Here is a 22625-nt window from a genome sequence, read left to right as displayed (position 1 = left end):
CGGAAGATCACTTGAATCGGGAGCGTTTTATCCCTTTTAATGCGTGTAACAGAACGTGAGCTGCGGCTCTGCTTGTCATATCCCGAAAATCGAGGGTGGGATCAACTTCAACGATTTCGATCCCTGCGACATTGGGCTCTTGTGCGATGTACTTGATTGCTTCGAGTAATTCGTCTGTATAGAGGCCGCCCGGCCCAATCGCTGGACAGCCGGGTGCGTGAGACTGGTCTAAGACATCCATATCAACAGATATAAAAATAAAGTCTGTTTGAACAGCAGGCAGGATTTCTTTAATAGTCGGGATCAGGCCTTTCTCACGAATCATTCCCATCGTGTGGATGTCCACGTGATGATTTTTCGCGTATGTTTCATAAGCCAAGCTGTTGCTGAATTCTCTGATACCCAGTTGAATCAAATGCTGACCTTCTATGATCTCTTCATCCAAAAGGCGGCGGAAGGGGGTGCCGTTTGTCGGCCCCCCGTCCTCCGTGTTCCGCACATCATGATGGGCATCAAATTGAATAACGGCTGTCGTTCCTTTCGTTTGCGCAATCGCTTTTATGGTGGAGTAGCTGATGGAGTTATCTCCCCCGAGTATGAGCGGCACCCAATCTGGATAATCCGAAAGCAGAGCATGCATGGTTTGGAAGATTTGATCATGTGATTTCACGATATCAGTCACATGAATATCGACATCCCCCAGATCATAAAGAAAATCTGATACGACATGTTCCCCAAGCTCAGCAGAATAGGCTGATGAATGTTTTAGAGCCTGGCGTATTGTTCCGGGGGCAAAGGAAGCGCCGGAATGACTGATGGACGATTTTGATAGGGGGACACCTATCAGACCCGGCCCCTTAATGCTTTGGCCGTTCCATTTTTTTATCAGATCGCTCATTTTTGTGACATCCCGGTCTTTAAACGAAGAACCTGCCTCTCTGAGAAAAGGGTATTTATCCAAGAATGGCTCCCTCCCTGTTGACTACAATTGTTCCGTTTTTCATGACTTGGTGTACATGATTGACGCCGTAGTGATACGGAATATACATGTAATTCGAGGCTTGCCAAATGACAAGATCTGCAGAGCGTCCAGCTTTGAGCTGCCCTGCTTCATCACCTTTTCCTATGGCATATGCGGCATTGACTGTGACGGCATGCCATATTTCTTCTGCGGTCATTTTCAGGTGAAGCGCGGCAATCGACATGATCAGCTGAATATTTTCAGTTGGGGAGCTGCCCGGATTAAAGTCCGTTGCCAAGCTGACACGTACCCCCGCATCAATCATGTCTCTTGCTCTGGCATATGTGTGTTTGCCAAGATAAAACGTCGTGCCCGGCAAGAGGACAGCAATGGTTCCTGATTCAGCCATTTGCTGTATGCCTTCATTTGAGGCGCCCACCAAGTGATCGGCTGAGACAGCTCTTAGCTCAGCCGCTAATTCAGCTCCTCCAAGAGGATCAATTTCATCAGCATGGATTTTTAATCCAAATCCCGCCTCAGCCGCTTTTTTTAAGTAACGTCGGGATTGGCTGACTGTAAAAACGCCTGTTTCTGTAAAAATATCTGCAAAGGCTGCGAGCTCTTCCGCTTTTATTTCCGGCAAGAGGGCCAGCATGCGATCTAAAAACTCATCGGGGCGCTCCTTATCTTCAGGAGGAATGGCATGAGCGCCCATGAAAGTGGAGACAAGGTCAATGGGCTGGCTCTCATGCAGTTGTTTCGCGACACGCAATTGTTTCAGCTCTGTATCTTTATCTAAGCCGTAGCCGCTCTTCACTTCAGCCGTGGTCGTGCCATATGACAGCATTCTTTTCAGATGTAAATGGCCTTTTTGCAGCAGCTCTTCCTCCGAGGCAGCCCGGGTGTCTTTGACAGTGGACAAAATCCCGCCGCCCTGCGCCAGAATTTCTAAATAGGAAATGCCCTGAAGCTTTAGATTCATCTCCTTTTCCCGAGATCCGCCAAATACAAGATGGGTATGCGGATCGACGAGGCCCGGCGTTACAAGCCGTCCCGAACAGTCAATGATTTCGTCTGCCTCGTAATCGGCTTCAGCTCCTTTTTTTCCGGCGAACACAATCTTCTGTTCATGGATGCCGACAACAGCGTCTTCGATCACATGAAGATCCTGCATGCTTTTGCCCGCACGGGGGCCGTTGCTTTCCATCGTCAAAAGCTGACCAATGTTGATGAGTATCGTATCAATTTGTTTCGGCATGTCATCACTCCTTTATTTTTGCATCGGCACGATAATGTCTTGTTTTTTCGCTACTTCAACAGCACGTTCATAACCCGCATCCGCATGACGGATAATGCCCATTCCCGGATCGCTCGTTAAGACTCGGGCGAGCCGTTCGTCAGCCAGCTTGCTTCCATCGGCAACTGCGACCATACCGGCATGCAGCGAATAGCCCATTCCAACGCCGCCGCCATGGTGGAAGGAAACCCAGCTCGCACCCGCCGCTGTGTTGACAAGCGCATTTAGCACAGCCCAATCGCCGACAGCGTCACTTCCGTCCTTCATCGCTTCTGTCTCCCGGTTTGGTGAGGCGACAGACCCGCAGTCCAAATGATCTCGTCCAATGACGACTGGTGCTTTTAGCTCCCCGTTTCGAACCAATTCGTTAATGGCAAGCCCCATCTTTTTTCGTTCTCCGTATCCAAGCCAGCAAATACGGGACGGCAAGCCTTGGAAAGCGACTTTTTCCTGAGCCATATCGATCCAGCGGTGAAGGGCTTTATTTGCCGGGAACAGTTCTTTTAATAACGCATCCGTACGGTAAATATCTGCCGGATCACCGGAAAGCGCCGCCCAGCGGAATGGCCCTTTTCCTTCACAGAATAAGGGGCGGATGTAAGCAGGGACAAACCCCGGAAAATCGAAGGCATTCTCCAGGCCTTCATCCTTTGCAACTTGCCGAATATTGTTGCCGTAGTCAAATACAACTGAGCCCTTTTGTTGAAAGGCCAGCATGGCTTCCACATGTTTTTTCATGCTTTGTTTCGCAAGGCGCACGTAAAGGTCTGGATTGTCTTGGCGCAAACGATCAGCTTCATCAAGTGAATAGCCCTCAGGAACATAACCGATTAATGGGTCATGGGCAGACGTCTGATCGGTGACGATATCAATGGTGACGCCGCGGTTCAGAAGAGTATGGTGAACCTCTGCCGCATTTCCAAGGAGAGCGATGGAGAGAGGTTTTCCTGCTAGCTTTGCTTCTTCAGCCCACGCTAAGGCTTCCTCAATCGACGCTGTTTTCCGGTCACAGTATTTTGTTTCCATTCGTTTATCGATACGTTTCTCATCAACCTCGACGGCAATCACAACTCCATCATTCATCGTGACAGACAGCGGCTGGGCGCCTCCCATTCCGCCGAGCCCGGCTGTCAGCGTCAATGTCCCTTTTAAGCTTCCTCCGAAATGCTGTCTCGCGAGCTCAGCGAAGGTTTCATAGGTTCCTTGCAAAATGCCTTGTGAGCCAATGTAAATCCAGCTGCCTGCTGTCATTTGCCCGTACATCATTAACCCTTTTTTCTCAAGCTCGTGGAAATGCTCCCAGTTCGCCCACTTCGGAACAAGCACAGAGTTTGCTAAAAGCACGCGCGGCGCCTGCGGGTGTGTACGGAACATGCCAACGGGCTTTCCGGATTGCACGAGCAATGTCTCATCATGTTTTAGTGTTTTTAAGGATTGCTCAATGGCATGAAAAGCGTCCCAATCCCGTGCGGCTTTGCCAATCCCGCCATATACAATCAGGTCCTCCGGCTTCTCGGCGACTTCCGGATCAAGGTTGTTTCGAAGCATCCGAAGCACCGCCTCTTGCTCCCACCCTAAGCATTCAAGTTCTGTTCCTCTATTGGCACGGATTGATTTTTTTACATCAGTCATATGTTCATCCCCCTTAGTTCTTCTTTCTGATGATTAGGTAATAAAGATTCCTTCTTCAGCCAGACAGTCAAGCGTTCAATGTCATAGGAAAAAACACGGTCCTGCTGAATGGACGGCACGACTTTTCTCATTTCTTGAAAAAGCTGTTTGGTGTAGGAGGCTGCATGTTCTATGCCTCTGTATTCAACAGCCTGCAATGCGCAAATTGCTTCAATCGCAATCACTCTTCTTGTATTCGCGATCACCTGATAAGCATGCCGTGCGGCGATGGTTCCCATGCTGACATGGTCTTCTTGGTTGGCGGATGACGGAATAGAATCAACACTTGCAGGGTGGGCCAGTGTTTTATTTTCAGAAACAAGTGAGGCCGCGGCATACTGCATGATCATTGCACCGGATTGCAGACCGGGATGAGGGCTTAGGAATGGCGGCAGGTCATTCAGCTGCGGGTTTACAAGGCGCTCTATCCTGCGTTCTGCGATATTCGCAAGCTCTGATACTGCGATTTTTAGAAAATCCATGGCAAAGGCGATCGGCTGTCCGTGAAAGTTTCCGCCAGAAATGACTTTGTCCCCGTCATTGAAAATAAGAGGATTGTCCGTAGCTGCATTCATCTCAATCTCTAATTTTTCTTTCACATAGCCTAACGTCTGCCAGGTCGCACCGTGCACTTGCGGAATACAGCGCAATGAATACGCATCCTGAACCCGCAGTTCCCCCTGAGAGGTCGTCAAGCTGCTGTCAGATAGATAAAAACGGATTCGCTCTGCGACATCGATCTGCTCCTGATAGCCGCGGGCGGAGTGAATATCCTCGTCAAACGCATCGATAATTCCGCGGAGCCCTTCAATCGTTAAGCTGGCAATGCGCTCTGTTTGATAGGCTAGTTTTTCCGCTTCAATGTATGCGACCACACCCATAGCAGTCATGGCCTGAGTCCCGTTAATCAAGGCAAGCCCTTCCTTGGATGTCAGTGATACCGGCTGAATGCCGGCTTTTTTCAAGCCTTTCATTGCCGGCATCCTTTCTCCCTCAAAAAAGACTTCTCCTTGCCCGATCAGCGCAAGCGCCAGATGGGAGAGCGGCGCCAGATCCCCGCTTGCGCCAAGTGATCCCTGCTGGGGGATGACAGGATGGACGCGTTTATTTAAAAAGGCAAGCAATTGTTCGATTAGCTCAGCGCGTACACCGGAAAAGCCTTTTAACAGCGCATTGGCGCGCAAAAGCAGCATTGCCCTGGAAACACACTCAGGAAAAGGATCGCCGACTCCGCAGGCATGTGAAAGGATTAAATTCAGCTGCAGCGCCGCCGAGTCTTCTTTTTGAATCAAGACATCACTGAATTTGCCAAATCCGGTTGTGATGCCGTAAATTGTCTTTTCCTCGTGTACAATCCGTTCCACTGCCGCTCTGCTTTTCTTCACGCGTTCCATACTTTCCTCGGAAGCCGCTGCCTCTTCAAAATCAAACAGCACACGAGCAACGTCCACTGTTGTCAATGAAGAACCGTCTAAAGTCACCATAAGCCCAACTCCTTTTTCTTTACTTTGGTAAAGCACCCATACAAAAAGGGGCTATGCTGTGAAAATTTGATTTCACGCATAGCCCCCTATCGTCTAAGATCTATGGGCTGTTTCATATGTGATTGATTCCAACGCCGAATGTTTCATGCTCAAGTCCCTTAATCGGCGCTCCTATTGTTCCGTAAAGCGAGACAGCGATCCAATCGCCTTCCGCTTCACTTTCATAAGGATTTCCCCTCAAAACGGCAAACCTCAAGCCTACCGTCCGAAGCAGCGATCCAAGCAGCATTTCACCTCTGGTCACGCCATGCAAAGCCTCCATCGTCGCATGATAAAGCGCATGTGACTCGCGATAGCCCTCAGATTGAATGACACCGCTCTTTTTGGAAGCGGTTTCAATTGCAGCTACTACTTTATGCGCGTCCATTGATCCTACCTTGCCAAGACAGACCTTCCATCCATCTCGCTCCAGCTCCTCGACCTGTGTACGTTCTTCAGCTTCATTAAGCAGCAGAAGAACAGACAGCCGGCCGATCCGGCGCTCTTTATGCAGTGTCATATGAATCACTCAATTCCTAAAAATTCTGATAACTATTAACTGAGTATTATATTAATTGTTTCAGCAATAGAAGTCAAAAGGTTTTTTACAGTCTTTAACAAGTTAGATTGGTATTGTAATATCGTAACGCAGAAATCTCACATTGCACATCACGCCAGATAGGTGTGTGGATGGCTGCGCACTCTCTTAGACACATGCGCCTATCCGCTCTCGTTCGCAAGGTATTTTCTCACGAGCCAGTCAAATGAAATCCTCAGCACGGCCAAGCCGACTGTAGACGAGCAGTCGGGCGTCATCTTAAAAAACACTGACAACGAAATGGCTGTCATATCGCTGACCATGCGCGCAAAAATGCCAAAAAGGGGAGTAGTCACTGAAGAAAACGGCTTTATCACAGTCGACAACTTTACAAGGCCGGACAAAGCAGTCATTACATACGCCAATGGAAAAACAGAGATGATTGAAGAAGGAGAAACCGCAAAAGGGTTGAACTATGAAGTAGAGGATATGCAAGCAGCAGTCCTGCACCAAACAGGCAGCCAGACCATCAGTCTCTCCCTGGAATGTCAGGAGCATCATGGACAATGTAAGAGACAGTGGGGCATTACCTACCCATTTGAATATGAAAACATCCGGCCTTCATAGCGGGCCAGTGTTTCTTCATAGAAAAATGTAAGCGCTTAAAAATTTGATAAAAAAGTGAGGCGAATTGTTTAGATGTTCAACCGATTGCTCCGTGTATGTTTTCTTGCAGCCCTTATCATGGCCTTCACCGTGCCAAACTCTGTCTATGCGCAAAAGGCAGAAAAACCCGTCTTTAAAGAAGTCAGTGTCCATGATCCTTCCATCATTGAGTCAAACGGCACCTTTTATGTTTTTGGATCTCATCTCGCTTCAGCAAAAACGAATGACCTCATGCAATGGCAGCAGCTGACCACCAGCGTTAGCAACGACAACCCTCTTATTCCCAATGTCTATGAGGAATTAAAAGATACCTTCGAATGGGCGCAATCCAATACCCTGTGGGCGGCTGATGTCGCACAGCTAGCAGACGGCAAATACTATATGTATTACAACGCCTGCCGCGGTGACTCTCCAAGATCTGCCATGGGAGTGGCCGTCGCTGATAACATCGAAGGCCCGTACAAAAACAAGGGCATCTTTTTGAAATCAGGCATGGAAGGCACAAGCAGTGACGGAACACCTTATGACGCAACCAAACACCCAAATGTCGTAGACCCGCACACCTTTTTTGATAAAAACGGCAAGCTGTGGATGGTGTACGGTTCATATTCAGGCGGCATTTTCATTCTGGAAATGAATCCGAAAACGGGCTTCCCGCTTCCTGGACAGGGCTACGGCAAAAAACTGCTCGGCGGCAACCACAGCAGAATCGAAGGCCCATATGTGCTCTACAATCCAGACACCAAGTATTACTACTTATACCTATCATATGGCGGTCTTGACGCAACAGGCGGTTATAACATCCGTGTCGCCCGCTCCAAGAAACCAGACGGCCCGTATTATGATGCAGAGGGTAACCCAATGATTGACGTCCGCGGCAAAGAAGGCACATTCTTCGACGACCGCTCCATCGAACCATACGGCGTCAAACTCATGGGCAGCTATTCATTTGAAACAGAAAATGAAAAAGGAACCGGCTATGTCTCACCGGGCCACAACTCCGCATACTATGACGAAAAAACCGGACGCTCCTATTTAATCTTCCACACCCGCTTCCCGGGCAGGGGTGAAGAACATGAAGTCAGAGTCCATCAAATGTTCATGAATAAAGACGGCTGGCCGGTAGTGGCGCCATATCGTTACGCAGGAGAAATACTGGAAAAAGCAAAACAAAAAGACATCACAGGAACCTACAAGCTCATTCAGCACGGTAAAGACATCTCAGCAGACATCAAAAAAACCATCAACATTCAGCTCAACAAAGACCACACCATTTCCGGGGAAATGACCGGAACGTGGAAGAAAACCGGAAAGAATACAGCTGAACTTACGTTAGCAGGCAAGACGTATTATGGCGTATTTTTACGCCAGTGGGATTCGGTGAGAGAGAAGAACGTGATGACGTTTAGTATATTGAATGGCAGCGGTGAGGCTGTATGGGGATCTAAATAAGATGGAGACGGCGCCTTCTATGGAAAGGCGCTTTTTCCTTTTACATAAGATGACGTTTCCAGATTATAAATGTTTTATCACCTATATTGACGATAAGAAATGGGGAAGGACAGAAAGCGAAAGAGAAAAGGTTAGGGGGAATAAGACCTATTCTTATAGTCCTGTTATGTTGAATGTCACTACTTATTATAGAGGATCAATAGGTTTATAGCGATTTAGACCCTCTACATTTCTGTTTAACACAAACCTTTTTACCTATTTATCCAATATGATCCATCATGTAATATGAAAATAGTCTGTATTGTCAAAGATTAACACAGTTTGATAGAAACACGAGGTGTTGCGGCATGCATAGTGAAATGTTGTTACATTCGGTCAAAGCCGACTTACATGAAAAACAGGAACAGATCCATCAGTTAAAACGAGTGCTGCACGAAATCAGGCAAATCAAACACGAATTTTCCGAGGTCCAGCATCTCATTCATCGGCCTCATCTTAATGGGAATGCATGGAGAGGAACACATGCTGAGCGGTTTGAAGATATTCGTGAAGGAATGAACAAAGCATATCGTCAAATCAAAAGCGAACAAGTCAACGGAATCATCGAAAGTATAGATGAAAAAATTCATTCTCTAGAGGGTGACGTCTATTCCATGAGACGCCAAATCACGAGAATAGAGCATGAAATAGAGAAGGAAAAACATAAAAAGTGAGGTGAGCGCAAATGGCACAGGAAATCAAAATGGTCTATGGAACCGTCAAACAGGGACTTTCTCAGCTTAAGAACTCAGCTGAACTCAAGTCCTCCTTGCCCGGCCATATCTCAGGACGAAACCATTTGAATGTTGTAAAGTCCATCGAGCAATTAAATGAGGACATCAAAGAGCTCACTGAAGCATATGCGTCCGTTCTGGCCAAGCATATCGCACAAACGGAAAGTGCGGTAAACGCCATGAAGGAAACGGACGAAAACATATCATCTTCCATGAAATAAAGCGCGGGAGGACAAGGGATTGAAAACATTAGATGTCCACGCTCTTCACGAGGGCATTCAGCATACGATTGAGAAACTGGACAAGCAAAAACAGCAGCTGGAGAAGCTGGAAAAAAGCGTTGAGCACCTGGCAGGCATGAAGGATGCGCTAAAAGGAAAAGGCGGAGATGCCATCCGTACTTTTTATGAAGAGTGCCATAAACCTTTTCTCCTTTTCTTTGGCATGTTTATCGACGAATACAAAAAAGTGCTGAAGCAAACACAGCATGCGATTTCCTCTGTAGAATCTGACTCCCACGGCATGATTGCGGAGGCTTTTCTCTCACACGATGCCAGACATGGGATCAAGCATGCACGAGAAGTGACAGAGCAGCTCACAGACGCAGTCAATCGTCAGACGTCGGCCATTGATCACATCGTCAACCTGCCGACAGTCAAAGATTCCTTTTTTCGGATGGAAACAGAGGAGGCTGAGCGACTGATTTCGGACACCCTGAATAAGCTCTTTCAATTTGACGGCCAGCAAACCAACGCATTAGAAACGGCAAAATCTGATTTTCAAACGATGAAAAAATACATAGATCAGCTCGAAACGATGTACACCGGGCCAAGAATTGAAATTACGGGCTACAAAAGCGGCTCCATCTTAAAATCACAGGAAGAAGAAAACATCAACCAAACCTTCGGCGCCATCAATCCGCAAATGAAACAGCCGGATGATTCACCGATGGAGATGATGCTGAAGAAACTGGAGAAACATAAGCAATCAAACGTTGATTCTGTGATGATGAATGACGAACAACAGAAGATCGGGCGCGAGATTTATGGTGATGACAGTAACTTGACGGTACTGCAGAAAGAAGCAGCTAAGATATCTCTAAAAGTAGCTGGAGATATTCGAGTGATAAATGGTAAACTTTATAACGTTAAGGGCTGGAAAGTGGTCCAAAGAGTAGATGTTGCTGATGAAACTGTGAGGGATCAAGCAGATATTAACTATATCGGCGGAGTATACAGTATCTACGAAAATGGACAAATCGTTCGGCGATATCTTAAAAATGGTAAACCTAGTATAGAAATTGTTGAAAAGATTCCAGAAGGCAGAAGTGTTGGTGGAGTTAAAAATATTGATGAAGAAGTACCTGGTTTAGGGAAAATAACGGATACAATAGGTGAATTTTTTGTTGTTAATGATGGAATTCGGGCAACAACTGGCGAGGATCCTAAAACTAATAAAAAAGTGTCGGTTGATGAACGAATATTGAGTACTCTTTTTATTATTCCTATTGCTAAGATTGGAAAGTATGTTTTTGTGTGGAGCAAGGGAGAGAAAGCACTAAAGAGAGTTCCGAGTGTAGAAAAAGAAATAGGCAAAATTAATATTCCTTATAAATTTGCAAATCGAAATAAATTAGAAGGACATTTCAAAAAACATGGTAATGAGTTTAAAGGTATTTATAAAAATGCTGAACAATACCTGAAAGGTGCACAATATATAGTTAATAACGGTACAAAAGTTCAGTATCGATATAAACTAAAAGACGGCACGATTGAAATCCGAACAGGTTATGTTAAATTTATGGGAACTACAAGGAAAGGCGCAGCTAAATTCGAATTTGTAGGTACAAATAATCAAGGGTATATCACCACTTATCATGTTGAGAGTGACAAGGACTTTTGGAAGATGTTGAATGGCGACAAGCATATGAAGGTGATTAATCCTATTCATTAACTAAAGAGGTGATACTGTTATGTATAGTGCATATGTAAAGGGATTTAATTCAGATATAGAAGAAGAAGTAATATTAGAAGTAAACGGTGTAGAAATAATAGGTTTCATGCCATTTGGTATTCATTTTGAACCGAAAAGGGGTATCCAGTATCCAATCTCGATGTCTTTAGTTGTTTTGGACGATTTAGATATTCAAGAGGTAAAGGACTTTGAATTTGGGTTCTACCGTATAGATGAAAGTTATTCCTATAAGATCAAGGGTATCTTAAATTGCGAAAAAAAGACTATTAACGCTGGATTTGAGTTAAGCCTTGAAGATGAAATGCTCGAAGACTTGTGGCAATATGATAATAAAAACATCCAAATTAAGGTTGATAGGATTAACATCGAATTTGCAGAAGAATAATAGATGAAACATATAAAGGTTATAGTAAGAGACTTTCGATTGAGAATAAATGATTTTGAATTTTATCCTGAATAAATTAATATTTTTTGAAGGTAGTGAATCGGCATTAATGTCAATTGATTTAAAAGATAACAATGAAAATCCAATTTACTATTATGATATTCAAATTGCAACTTCTCTTACCGAATTTTTAAGAAAAATAGAAGAGAACGATCAGTATTATCTTGATTTATTAGATGATGAATGATTTACACATTATAGCTTTAAAATGAAATATCTAATATGGGATAGTTATCCCATTATCTCTCCCTAAAAGGAGCGAGATGACATGTTATCGATCAGTAAACAAGAGGAACCTGTTTTTCAGTTTTTGGCTGGAACATTCCATCAGGATATTGAATCTCCTGATGACGCTTTACAAGAGTTATTAACAGAGGAAAGTAAGGAATATTTGGAGTATGCTATTGTCTTTTTAACGGATTTTATTGAAAGTGAGCATTCAGATAAGGAGAAAAATGATTACATTCAATCTTGTGCAGATGGCGTGTATTTTCCTGCGTTTAATTTAGATCCAATTGAATGGCTAAAAAATGTAATAGTACAAATAAAGAAGTCTTTAATTAATTTAAACGATGACGATTCTTAAGCTTTTCAAGTTTGTTTAAGCCAAGAACGACGTTCAAGCCGAAATCATTTACACGCAGGGCGAGCCCGCACACGAAATTTTAAATACCGCAAAAGAGAAAGGCGTCAGCCTGATCGTAGTCGGCAGCCGGGGCATCAGCGGCCTGAAGAGCTGATGTTTGGTAGCATCAGCCACAAAGTGTCTCAATTATCGCCTTGTCCTGTATTAATTGTTCGATAGATAAAAATGTACATGTTACCCAAAAGAGGCGCTCCCTTCATCAGTAAGGGGACGCCTCTATCTTGTTTGGCTTCAAATATTAATACGCATATGTTTAAATGACCAATATACTTTTATATCTTTATTTCTCTGTTGATTTATTGGCCGGCGCAAACCAGCCGAATAAAGCAATGGCTACTAATACGCCGTAGAAGATTAGCGTCCAGGTGGTGCTGTGTGGAAAGTGATGATCTAGGATTCCAATGTCTTCATGGGCAAGGGTAATGACCACCAGTTTGACGCCGACCCAGGCCACAATGGCATATGCGGTTGTTTCCAGTGCAGGGCGTTGATTAAGAAGCTTTACAAACCAAGTTGCTGCAAACTTAATTAGGATAAGGCCTGCAATCCCACCTAGGACAACAATAATAAATTGTCCTCCATCCATGCCGCCGAAATCATCAAGTGGTGAATCAGGAAGCCCGAGAGCTAAAGCAACCGCAGCCAGAATCGAATCAATGGCAAAAGCGAGGTCCGCTAAAGCAATTTTTCCGACTGTGGGCCAGAAACCTTTCCCGGCAGCCTCCTCTTTGTCCTCCTCATGAATATTCTTACTTTTTTTCCCGAAACGGGCCTTAATCACATGCTTTAAGCCCAGGTAAAGAAGATACGCTGCTCCTATCGCCTGAATCTGCCAGACGTTTGCGATAAACGAAATGGCAAAAAGCGCCGCAAATCGGAAGGCAAATGCCATTATGATACCATAATTTATCGCTTTCTTTTTCTGATCATTGGGTAAATGCTTGGCGATAACTGCCAGTACAAGAGCATTGTCAGCCGATAGCAGTCCTTCTAATCCGATTAAAATGAACAATGTCCAGACATATTCAAGCCAGATAGACTCCATCCACATCTTTCCTTTCTAAATTGTAAAGTATGCCGTAAACGTTTCAATATCAACAGTATTTCCCTTCTCATTTATAGTTAACTCTAAAGAGTAGTTCGGTATTTAATGGATTTTTCTTTCTTACTAGGAAAAATAACCTGGAACAAGAAAGGAGTCCGGGGCTTTTTTGAAACAGATACAGATGTAAAATGGTCATTTGATCATTTCATCGTGCACCTGAAGCTTGAACCATAATGATCTCTCTCCTTAAAAAACAGGTGAGTTTTTTGGTAAATGTCTGTATGATAAACATATGGAAAATAGAGGATGGGTGGCGATCCTACATGATATTACAAACTATAATATGCAAGCTTATGTAAAATTATCAAAATGAGTAAAAACAGAAAATGGCAAAAAAAGAATGACTAATTACTGGGGCAAATAGAGAAACGGCAATCAGCTTTTCGGCGGTCACATAGTCTTTAGCGGACAGCTTTCGGGTCGATGGAGTAGATATTCAAACAAATAAAAAGTCAGAATTTATAGTAAACAGGAAGAATCAGACTTGTCTGAAGTCCAGCAGGCGGGATCTTTGATGCCAAAGCTTGAAGAAAAGCCAATTACATCCGGATATCTTATTCCACGCAGCAGGAATAAAGGAAATCACCCCTGTTCTAGAATGATCAGCCGCATCATTCAAATAGTCATATACATGATAGCAAGGCTGTGATCTGAGGGGGAAAAGCAAGGTGTATGATTAACATCGCTCTGTGTCCACTTGATGGCAGAGCCTGCGCGGGCTATCTATATGTCTTCCAAGACAAAGTAGCTCGCTATGTTCAAAGGGTATCAGCAATAGCATTTCAACGGGTGTGATCCAAACAGAATTAACGGAAGAATCGTTTCAAGGACGATGAAATGGTTCAGTTATTATAGATAATCATGCCCTCATACGCGAGGGCAGTCAAGTAAAATATCGTTTCTCTATGACGTTAATGCTTCTAATGCGGTTACAGCTCAAACTTAGCCATAGACGGCTGGACGGCTGGCAAGAAACTATAATAAAGGGTACATTTCCATATACATAACTGGAGGTAGAATACGTTTGATGCAGCAAAATCTTTTATTATTACCAAAACAAAAATCAACAGCCGTGCTGAAAATGCTCATCTCTATGGTGATTTTCGGTTCCATCGGCTTTTTCTCTGAGCATACCAATCTGCCGTCGTTTGAATTGGTATTCGTTCGCTGTCTGTGCGCGACATTATTTTTAAGCTTTTGCTGGCTGGCGTCCGGTCAGCATAAAACTGAAAAATGGAGCAAGCGGGAAGTCCTGCAAACATTAGCATGCGGTTTCTTTCTGGTATTCAATTGGGTCTTCTTATTTAAGTCTTTTGAAGAAACCTCCATTACGATCGCTATTTCCGTTTATCACCTTGCACCGGTGCTTGTTCTTCTCCTGGGGAGCATCATCTATAGAGAAAAATTGAATGTCATCTCCGTCAGTTCCATTATGATCTGTTTTCTTGGAACGGGGCTGATTTCCGGCATTAACGGCAATACTTCATTCAGCCAGCTGATGGGATCGGGGATCATTTGGGCAGTTCTCGCCGCACTGTTTTACGCATTCACAACGTTATTAGGAAAGGGCATTCACAATCTGAGCCCCTATACGACAACCTTTTTGCAGACCGGATTAGGTGTCATCATCCTCCTTCCGTTTATTCATTTCGGCGCTTTTGCTGACCTGTCTCAGGGAAACTGGATCATGGTCGTCTCCACTGGTATTATTCATACAGGTATTGTGTATTTGCTGTTTTTTGACAGCTTGCGATTTTTATCAACGAAATTTATTTCGATCATTGTCTTCCTCGACCCCGCTGTCGCGATCGTGCTCGATACCGTGTTTACGGGATTCCGCCCGGATCTTTTTCAGACACTCGGCATTGCAATGATCTTTGCGGGTATGGCTTTGACGCTTGTTAGGAGGCAGGGGAAGGCGGATGCAGCTGCTGAAGAAAAGGATTTAGAACAATTTCAATCATGATAGAAAAAAGTGTAAAGGCCTTAAATGGGCCTTTTTTTGGTTTTTTGGGTCTTTTTGCTCTGTTTAAATCTTAAAATAAGATAAATTTTCTAGAAAAATATTGTAATAATATTTCAGTGACGTTAACATTGTTGAGTAAATATTACTTTTATTACAAAAGGAGAGAGAAAATGAAAAAAAGAAAGAGGCGGAACGTTAAGAGATTCATTGCCGTATGTTTAGTGTTGGCGCTAATGATTTCATTATTGCCAGTAGATGTACTTGCAAAAACTTCAGAAGAAGAGTCCGGAAATCGTGTCGCAACTGCTGATCCGGAAGAAACCCTTCAGAATGATCAAACAGAGAAAGCTGTACCATTTAATGAGAAGGATATAAACAAAGAGGGAGAAATCACCTCAGAAAGAACGGAAAACACAAAGCTTTATTATGAAGGGGACGGTGTTTATAAACAGGAAGTATACCTTGATCCTATTCATACAAAGGAAACATCGAATGCAGACTGGGAGGAGATTTCTCCTGAATTAAAAGAAACGACAAGCAAACAAGTCGAAACTGAAAATGCTGTTTTGAATTCAGATTTTCAAAAGCAAATGAAGAACGGACTTTATGCGACTTTTGAGCACAATGATCACAAGCTTACATATTCACTTGTAGAAGCAAAAGGTCCAAATAAAACTTCACTTACTCCGAAAGATACTCCAGCAGATTATAAGACTGATGGTAATGAGATTGTTTATCCGGATGTTTTTCCGAACATTGATCTTCAGACTTTCACATTCAACGAAAACATAAAAGAAGATTTAGTCCTTCATCAGTATGATGGATACAACACATTTTCATTTCAGGTCAAAACCGATTTGCAGGCAAAAGAACAAGAGGACGGATCAATAGATTTTTCTGATGAAAAAGGAAAAGTTGTTTTTTCTGTGCCTAAACCTTTTATGACTGATTCAAAACTGGATGAGCTTTCCGGTGAGGTGGGACGATCAGAAAAAGTCAGCTATAAGCTGGAAAAGAATGATGAAGGGTATTTGCTTCATCTCACGGCAGACGAGAACTGGCTGAAAGACCCTGAACGCGTGTATCCAGTGTCTATCGACCCGTCAACGTCTTTATCTGTTTCATCAGATACGTTTGTCATGAGTGCCTACCCAACGACCAACTATTCGGCATCTTCACAGAAATGGGATGCTAACCTGAAGGCCTATGTACTGAAAACGGGTTATTACGACAAAACAACAGGCACAAACTATGCGTTCATGAAATTTAACAACCTAAAACCGATTCAAAATATGACTGTCAGCAAAGCTACATTAAAAACATACGTCGCCCATTCCTATTACGGAACAAAGGCAACTGGTCTTTGGCTGGATACAGTCAACAGCAATTATGATCATGCAAAAGTAACATGGAACACCAAACCGGCATCTAAAAATATCGGAAAAGCCGACGTCCATAAAGGACAGTGGGCGAGTTACGATGTGACCGCCGCTGTAAAGGCATGGAACTCCGGCGGGGCCAACTATGGATTCAAGCTTCATGCAAACGGAAACGGTAAGGAATACTGGAAAAAACTAATTTCCTCAGCGAACTCAAACAATAAGCCTTATATTGAAGTGACATACACCATCCCGAAGGCGAGCACACCTGCTGTTAAAGCATACAATAACGGGAACGGCACTGGTTTTTTCAATATCAGCTGGAAAAAGGCCGAGGGTGCAAAAGGCTATAAGGTATGGATTTATAATGGGAAAGAATATCAAGCGATCTCAGTCGGCAACACGACATCCTGGAGCACAAAAGGGAAAAACATTTGGCCGACAAGTGCAGAAATTTCATCCGGTAAGTACAAGCTTCACCTTGATGGCAAAGGCGGTACTGAATTAGCGCTAGATCCATCTCCAGTGTATAAAAACTCCGGCGGAAGCTATGCCACAAGCAAAAACTATTGGATTGGCGTCAGTGCAATCTTTGATCAGGGAGAAGGAGCGATGTCCGCACCGGCAAAGCCTGTTATCCCTAATGTAGGAAAAGCACAAGCACCGTCAACAAAGGGCTTTAATAATGGGAATGCCACAGGATACTTCGATCTTTCTTGGAAAGCTGTATCCGGTGCAACAGGCTATAAAGTCCAAGTGTTCAATGGGAAAGGCTTTGAGACACTTGATCTCGGAAATCAGACGTCTTGGACTACCAAGGGGAAAAAGATCTGGCCGACAAGTGCAGAAATGAAAGCGGGAAAATATGCTCTACACCTAAAGGATGGAAACGGAGCAGAGCTGCCGATCAATCCCGGACCAACCTATAAAAACGCCGGTGGGGATGCAGCCAAAAAAAATTACTCATTTAAAATAATCGCCTATAACAAAGATGGCGAAGCCATTGCATCACCGGCTGCCAACCCGACACTTCCTGATATCGCTAAACCAAAGAACTTATCCGGTTATGTGTATACAAACACAAAATCAAGCCAAACCGGTTATGTGAATTTGATATGGGAAAAGGTTCAAAATGCGAAAGGCTATAAAATTAATATCTATAACGGAAAAGAATATCAGTCCTATGATGTTGGGGACGTGGATCATTGGACAACCCAAAATAAAAACATTTGGCCGACTTCTGAGGAAATAAAAGCCGGAAGCTACAAGCTGCATACAGATGGAAAAGGCCGTGAATTGGCACTTGACCCGTCACCTGTCTATAACAATGCAAATGGAAATTATAAAGGGAAGAAGAATTATTCCTTCACTCTTTCCGCCTATGATGCGAATGGTGAAACGATCCCGACAGCACCCTTTAACCCAACGTTCCATGAAGGCGCAGAATTCCTTGGAACAGAAGAATACTGGTCTATCATTGATATCCCAAGCGGCCAGTTAAACGGTGCGACAGGAAATGTCATTGTGAATGAAGAAGATCTGTCAATTGACGGGCGCGGACCGGGACTGGGCTTATCGAGAACCTACAACAGTCTTGACAGCTCCGATCACTTATTTGGACAAGGCTGGTATGCTGATGCAGAAACATCTGTCATCTCGACGGACGGCGGGGCAATGTATATTGATGAAGACGCTACTACTCATCGCTTTACTAAAAAAGCCGATGGCACGTATCAGCCGCCGACCGGTGTCTATCTTGAATTAACAGAAACAACTGACCAGTTCATATTAAAAACAAAGGATCAAACAAACGCCTATTTCAATAAAAAAGGCGGCAAGCTTCAAAAGATAGTGGATGGCCACAACAATGCAACCGTCTACACTTATAATGACAAGAATCAACTGACAGCCATTACAGATGCATCAGGCCGCAAGCTCACACTCACATATGATGAAAATGGCCATGTGACTTCCATCATCGGGCCTAAGAATAAGAAAGTCACCTACTCATATGAAAATGATTTGCTGAAGAAAGTCACGGATACAGATGGGACTGTCACAAGCTATGAATATGATGGTGAAGGACGCCTTATCAAACAATATTCAGCCAACAGTACCGAAGCAAAGCCTGTCTTTACCGAATATCAGTATAGCGGGCACCGTCTCGATAAAGCGATTAACGCTAAGAAAGAAACATATGTCTATAGCTATGATGCTGATAAAAAGACGCTTCTCATGACACAGCCGAATGGCCGGAAAGTACAGTACGGCTATAATGAAGCGGGAAATCCGATTCAGGTCATTGATGATGCGGAAGGGTTAAAAATTACAACGAATACAAAGTATGAAGGCAACAATGTCGTAGAAGATGTAGATCCAAACGACGTCGGAACAGGAAAAGCAACGGAAAGCTATCAATATGACAAAGATGGCAACGTTACGTCTGTTAAAGACGCATATGGAACTGAGACATACGAATACAACAAAAACAACGATGTCACAAAGATGAAGGATACCGAGGGCAATGTCACGGATATTGCCTATGACGGACTAGATGCTGTATCCGAAACCGATCAGAGCGGAAAATCATCTTCAGCGGCTGTTTATGATAAATACGGAAATCAGATTCAATCCAGCAAAGATTTATCAGCCTCAACCAATATTCTGAAAGATGGAAGCTTTGAAGCGCAAAAATCCGGCTGGAATTTGACTGCATCTAAAGACAGCGGCAAAATCTCAGTGATCGCCGATAAAAGCGGAGTTCTTTCTGGATCAAAGGCATTGGAAGTCTTGAGTCAATCAACGTCTGCCGGAACAGATCACGGGTATTCGTCAGCGACTCAAACAGTTGAACTGGAGCCGAATACAACCTATACATTAAGCGGGAAAATCAAAACAGATCTAGCGAAATCAAGAGCCTACTTTAACATTGATTTGCGAGACAAAGATCAAAAACGAATTCAATGGATTCACAATGAATACAGCGCATTAGCCGGAAAAAATGACTGGACAAAACGGCAAATCACTTTTACGACTCCTGCGAATGCAGGAAAAGCCGTTGTGTATATGGAAGTCGATCATAAAGATAAAGATGGCAAAGGAAAAGCATGGTTTGATGAAGTCCAGCTGGAAAAAGGCGAAGTATCATCAAGCTATAACCCAGTTCAAAACAGCAGTTTCACATCAGCAACGGAAAACTGGAGCGCAAGCGGGGCATCCGTTGATTCTGAAGAAGGCTTTAATGATGATGTATCATTAAAAGCTGCCCGGACCAGTGCGTCCCAAGCCGAATCAGTAACAAAACAAACCGTTGTCTTAGGGCAAAGCGCAAACGACAAACCGGTTTATCTCACGCTGACAGGCATGTCGAAAGCCAGCAGCGTCAAGTTCACAGATGAAAAAGACTATTCTCTGCAGGCGAATGTCACTTACGCGGACGGAAGCACAGGCGTATACAACGCGAAATTCCCTTCTGGAACACAGGAATGGAACCGCGCAGCTGTTGTTATACCAAAAACAAAGCCGATTAATAAAGTCGATATCAGCATACTGTTCCAAAAGAGTGCGACAGGAACAGCGTGGTTTGATGATATCCGTCTGATTGAAGGAAGCCTTTTAACAAAAAGCACGTATGATAGCAATGGAAACTATGTGACCAAGGAAGAAGACGAACTAGGTTACGCTACTTCAACTGATTACGATGAAACGGGTAAGAAAACGGCTGAAACGGATGCAAAAGGTGAAAAAACAACCTATACGTATGATCAGGCAGACCAGTTGACAAACATGACGCTCTCCAACGGCACGTCTATCCTTCACAGCTATGATAAGGAAGGCAATGAGGTAAGCAAAACCATTCGGGCGGGAGCAGATCAAACCTATCAATACGAATATGATGTCATGGGCAAGCTTGTGAAAACAACTGACCCTCTGGGCAATGTGCTAGCAAGTGAATATGATGCCAACAGCAACCTGACCAAAACCATTTCACCGAATGGCAACGAAGTGTCTCTTTCTTATGATGGAACAGACCGGGTGAAATCAAAATCGTATAACGGTACAGAAAAATACAATTTCACATATGACAAAAATGGAAATGAAACTTCGGTCGTTAATAAAGAGCAGAACACCACAAAGAAACGGACATTTGACAACAAAAACCGTTTAACCGAATTGACTGACCGCGGCGGCAGCCAAACTTGGACATATCCTAGTGACTCCGATAAGCTGAAAACCTTCTCATGGAGCCATGGGGACCAAAAAGGAACGAATCAATTTACGTATAACAAACTGGATCAAATGGTTGAGATGAAAGATAGTACATCTTCCTATTCATTTGATTATGATGAAAATGGCAACGTCCAAACCTTTATTACGGGCAACGGCGGCGGAACAAGTTTTTCATATGACGAAAGAAACCTTGTAAGCTCGCTTCATATCGGCGACAAAAATGGCGGAAGCATTCTGACAGAAAGCTATGAATATGATGCCAACGGCAACCGCACAACGATAAACAGCTCAGCAAGCGGCAAGGTGAAATATGAGTATGGAAAGCTGAATCAGCTTGTCAAAGAAACCCACGAAGACGGTACTGTCATTGAATACACATATGACGGATTCGGGAACCGAAAAACTGTTACAACTGTAAAAGACGGTTCAAGCAAAACGGTGAATGCTTCCTTCAACATCATGAACCAGCTGACAAAAGTCAATGATGAAAGCATCTCTTACGATAAAAACGGCAACCGCACATCCGACGGCAAATTCACATATACGTGGGATGCAGAGGATAACCTGACTGCCGTTACAAAAAAAGGCGAAGACAAGCCGTTCGCAACATACAAATATGATGAAAAAGGAAACAGAATCCAAAAAACCGTCAACGGAAACGTCACGAACTACTTCTACGACGGAGACAGCCTGAACGTCTTGTATGAAACGGACGCGGACAACAAAGTCACAAAATCATACACATACGGTGACAGCGGCCAGCTATTATCCTACACAGAAAATGGCAAGAAATATTTCTATCATTACAATGCACACGGAGACGTCATAGCGATCTCAGACAGCGCTGGAAAAACCGTTGCCAAGTATCAATACGACGCATGGGGAAATCCAACAAAAACCGAAGCAAGCGATGAAGTAAAAGACAACCGCTACCGCTACGCAGGCTACCAATACGACGAAGAAACCGGCCTGTACTATCTCATGGCCCGCTACTACGAGCCAAGAAACGGCGTGTTCCTATCGCTCGACCCAGACCCAGGAAGCGATGGAGATTCACTAGATCAAAACGGATATACCTATGGAAACAACAACCCGGTCATGAATGTCGATCCAGACGGCCATTGGGTATGGTTTGTTGTCAATGCAGGATTTGCGGTATATGATGGATACAAAGCTTATAAATCAGGCAAGGGTTGGAAAGGCGTAGCGGTTGCAGCCGCATCAGGATTTGTAGGTGGTGGAAAGTTAAAATTAACAAAAAAAATCGGAAAATGGGCCACCTCAAGACATTGGTATAAAGGAACATTTAAAACTAAAAGAAAGTCATTGGACTATCATCATAATAAACATATTGTGAGAAATGGTAAATCTTACAGTAAAAAGAGATATACAAAAGTTGCTAGAGCATTTTATAGATCTAATAAGCATTTACGCGAAAAAGTAATACTAGCTACTGGAAAAAAAGGTTACAGGATTAAGAATGGAAAAAGAACTGGTTATTACACAAGAAGTGGAAAGGTAGTTACATTTGTGAATAATAAATGGAAGAAAAAGAAAAAGCGTTAATTTTAATTTCTACAATATAGAAGGGCCTGAATATGGATGAAATTTTTTAAAAGATATAATATTGATCAAAAAACATTAGATGAGTTCAAAAAATATTATGTATTATTACATGGTCCGTTTCCAAATGATATGTATGATTTTGAAGAAGAAACAAATACTTCTTTAGATGAATTTTATGAATTTTTTGCCTTAATAACTGGAAGTTTAAATTATATAATTGAAGATAAAAAAATTCCTAGATATCAAAGAGAAATGTTAAAAAAAACGTTCTATGAACATTATCCTCATTTTAGGAATTATAAAAGTGATATTTTAAAATATCAAGAATTAAGTGAATGCTTAGAATTTCATGAAAAAATTAGGATTTTGATTAATAAGCTTATAACAGGAGTATGAATCTTTAAACTAAAATAATAAACAAAAACAGCTGTCA

16 protein-coding genes and 2 pseudogenes are annotated in these 22625 nt (G+C 43.3%); 12 read left to right on the top strand and 6 right to left on the bottom strand.

Going from position 1 to position 22625, the window contains the following annotated elements:
- Positions 1-7: 7 nt before the first annotated feature.
- From hutG to hutP, 5 genes are all read right to left on the bottom strand, one after another.
- A complete protein-coding gene (gene hutG / locus NST56_RS21080) occupies positions 8-961 on the bottom strand; it encodes a formimidoylglutamase (RefSeq protein WP_339178978.1) in 954 nt (317 codons plus the stop codon).
- Positions 954-2219: an imidazolonepropionase gene (hutI, locus tag NST56_RS21075; RefSeq protein WP_339178976.1), complete on the bottom strand. Its 1266-nt coding sequence runs from the start codon at positions 2217-2219 to the stop codon at positions 954-956. The genes hutG and hutI overlap by 8 nt, the downstream gene beginning before the upstream one ends.
- Positions 2220-2231: 12 nt before the next feature.
- The gene (gene hutU / locus NST56_RS21070) at positions 2232-3890 is read right to left on the bottom strand and encodes a urocanate hydratase (protein WP_326331398.1); all 1659 of its coding nucleotides are present in this window, start codon (positions 3888-3890) and stop codon (positions 2232-2234) included.
- Positions 3887-5413, bottom strand: a complete 1527-nt coding sequence (gene hutH / locus NST56_RS21065) for a histidine ammonia-lyase (RefSeq protein ID WP_268471884.1) — start codon at positions 5411-5413, stop codon at positions 3887-3889. Before hutH ends, hutU begins: the two co-directional genes overlap by 4 nt.
- Before the next feature lie 112 nt (positions 5414-5525).
- Complete coding sequence (hutP, locus tag NST56_RS21060; protein WP_069838380.1) at positions 5526-5972, bottom strand: hut operon transcriptional regulator HutP; 447 nt, start codon at positions 5970-5972, stop codon at positions 5526-5528.
- A 162-nt stretch (positions 5973-6134) separates the two neighbouring features.
- Here hutP and NST56_RS21055 point away from each other — a divergent pair, with 162 nt between their 5' ends.
- The 9 genes and pseudogenes from NST56_RS21055 to NST56_RS21015 all read left to right on the top strand — a co-directional run.
- Positions 6135-6617, top strand: a complete 483-nt coding sequence (locus tag NST56_RS21055) for a hypothetical protein (protein WP_339178971.1) — start codon at positions 6135-6137, stop codon at positions 6615-6617.
- 72 nt (positions 6618-6689) lie between these two features.
- Positions 6690-8108, top strand: coding sequence for a glycoside hydrolase family 43 protein (locus tag NST56_RS21050; RefSeq protein ID WP_268444870.1), 1419 nt, complete (start codon positions 6690-6692; stop codon positions 8106-8108).
- Between the two features lie 347 nt (positions 8109-8455).
- The gene (locus tag NST56_RS21045) at positions 8456-8821 is read left to right on the top strand and encodes a DUF5082 family protein (protein ID WP_024123405.1); all 366 of its coding nucleotides are present in this window, start codon (positions 8456-8458) and stop codon (positions 8819-8821) included.
- 11 nt (positions 8822-8832) lie between these two features.
- Entirely contained in the window at positions 8833-9102 is a 270-nt protein-coding gene (locus tag NST56_RS21040) for a YwqI/YxiC family protein (RefSeq protein ID WP_010332483.1), read from the top strand.
- A gap of 19 nt (positions 9103-9121) precedes the next feature.
- Positions 9122-10834: a T7SS effector LXG polymorphic toxin gene (locus NST56_RS21035; protein ID WP_268444867.1), complete on the top strand. Its 1713-nt coding sequence runs from the start codon at positions 9122-9124 to the stop codon at positions 10832-10834.
- A gap of 19 nt (positions 10835-10853) precedes the next feature.
- Positions 10854-11240, top strand: a complete 387-nt coding sequence (locus NST56_RS21030) for a hypothetical protein (protein ID WP_268444863.1) — start codon at positions 10854-10856, stop codon at positions 11238-11240.
- A 24-nt stretch (positions 11241-11264) separates the two neighbouring features.
- Positions 11265-11487 (top strand): annotated as a pseudogene (locus NST56_RS21025) (hypothetical protein); the annotation flags it as partial.
- Positions 11488-11568: 81 nt separating this feature from the next.
- A complete protein-coding gene (locus NST56_RS21020; RefSeq protein WP_339178964.1) occupies positions 11569-11886 on the top strand; it encodes a contact-dependent growth inhibition system immunity protein in 318 nt (105 codons plus the stop codon).
- 19 nt (positions 11887-11905) lie between these two features.
- A pseudogene (locus NST56_RS21015) lies at positions 11906-12105 on the top strand (universal stress protein); the annotation flags it as partial.
- 121 nt (positions 12106-12226) lie between these two features.
- Here the strand turns inward: NST56_RS21015 and NST56_RS21010 are convergent.
- The gene (locus NST56_RS21010) at positions 12227-12991 is read right to left on the bottom strand and encodes a TerC family protein (protein WP_326232277.1); all 765 of its coding nucleotides are present in this window, start codon (positions 12989-12991) and stop codon (positions 12227-12229) included.
- 1087 nt (positions 12992-14078) lie between these two features.
- Between NST56_RS21010 and NST56_RS21005 the strand changes: the two genes are divergently transcribed.
- The 3 genes from NST56_RS21005 (at position 14079) to NST56_RS20995 (ending at position 22588) form a co-directional block, all read left to right on the top strand.
- Positions 14079-15017 carry a DMT family transporter gene (locus tag NST56_RS21005; RefSeq protein ID WP_339182337.1) on the top strand — a complete coding sequence of 313 codons (939 nt, stop codon included), beginning with the start codon at positions 14079-14081 and terminating at the stop codon, positions 15015-15017.
- A 170-nt stretch (positions 15018-15187) separates the two neighbouring features.
- Positions 15188-22192, top strand: coding sequence for a DNRLRE domain-containing protein (locus NST56_RS21000; protein ID WP_339178959.1), 7005 nt, complete (start codon positions 15188-15190; stop codon positions 22190-22192).
- Positions 22193-22228: 36 nt separating this feature from the next.
- The gene (locus NST56_RS20995; protein WP_121643646.1) at positions 22229-22588 is read left to right on the top strand and encodes a YxiJ family protein; all 360 of its coding nucleotides are present in this window, start codon (positions 22229-22231) and stop codon (positions 22586-22588) included.
- Positions 22589-22625 lie beyond the last annotated feature (37 nt).

It is taken from the genome of Bacillus sp. FSL R5-0560 (genome assembly GCF_037966305.1).
Lineage (GTDB): Bacteria > Bacillota > Bacilli > Bacillales > Bacillaceae > Bacillus > Bacillus mojavensis.
Note: the sequence above shows the minus strand (reverse complement) of the source record. Positions and strands in the feature narration are given on the sequence as shown.

Bases quoted from the DNA above. Each gene is read 5' to 3' on its own strand.
- hutI (WP_339178976.1), bottom strand. From the start codon at position 2,219: ATGCCGAAACAAATTGATACGATACTCATCAACATTGGTCAGCTTTTG.
- hutU (WP_326331398.1), bottom strand. From the start codon at position 3,890: ATGACTGATGTAAAAAAATCAATCCGTGCCAATAGAGGAACAGAACTT.
- hutH (WP_268471884.1), bottom strand. From the start codon at position 5,413: ATGGTGACTTTAGACGGTTCTTCATTGACAACAGTGGACGTTGCTCGT.
- hutP (WP_069838380.1), bottom strand. From the start codon at position 5,972: ATGACACTGCATAAAGAGCGCCGGATCGGCCGGCTGTCTGTTCTTCTG.
- NST56_RS21050 (WP_268444870.1), top strand. From the start codon at position 6,690: ATGTTCAACCGATTGCTCCGTGTATGTTTTCTTGCAGCCCTTATCATG.
- NST56_RS21045 (WP_024123405.1), top strand. From the start codon at position 8,456: ATGCATAGTGAAATGTTGTTACATTCGGTCAAAGCCGACTTACATGAA.
- NST56_RS21040 (WP_010332483.1), top strand. From the start codon at position 8,833: ATGGCACAGGAAATCAAAATGGTCTATGGAACCGTCAAACAGGGACTT.
- NST56_RS21030 (WP_268444863.1), top strand. From the start codon at position 10,854: ATGTATAGTGCATATGTAAAGGGATTTAATTCAGATATAGAAGAAGAA.
- NST56_RS21020 (WP_339178964.1), top strand. From the start codon at position 11,569: ATGTTATCGATCAGTAAACAAGAGGAACCTGTTTTTCAGTTTTTGGCT.
- NST56_RS21010 (WP_326232277.1), bottom strand. From the start codon at position 12,991: ATGGAGTCTATCTGGCTTGAATATGTCTGGACATTGTTCATTTTAATC.
- NST56_RS21005 (WP_339182337.1), top strand. From the start codon at position 14,079: ATGCAGCAAAATCTTTTATTATTACCAAAACAAAAATCAACAGCCGTG.
- NST56_RS21000 (WP_339178959.1), top strand. From the start codon at position 15,188: ATGAAAAAAAGAAAGAGGCGGAACGTTAAGAGATTCATTGCCGTATGT.
- NST56_RS20995 (WP_121643646.1), top strand. From the start codon at position 22,229: ATGAAATTTTTTAAAAGATATAATATTGATCAAAAAACATTAGATGAG.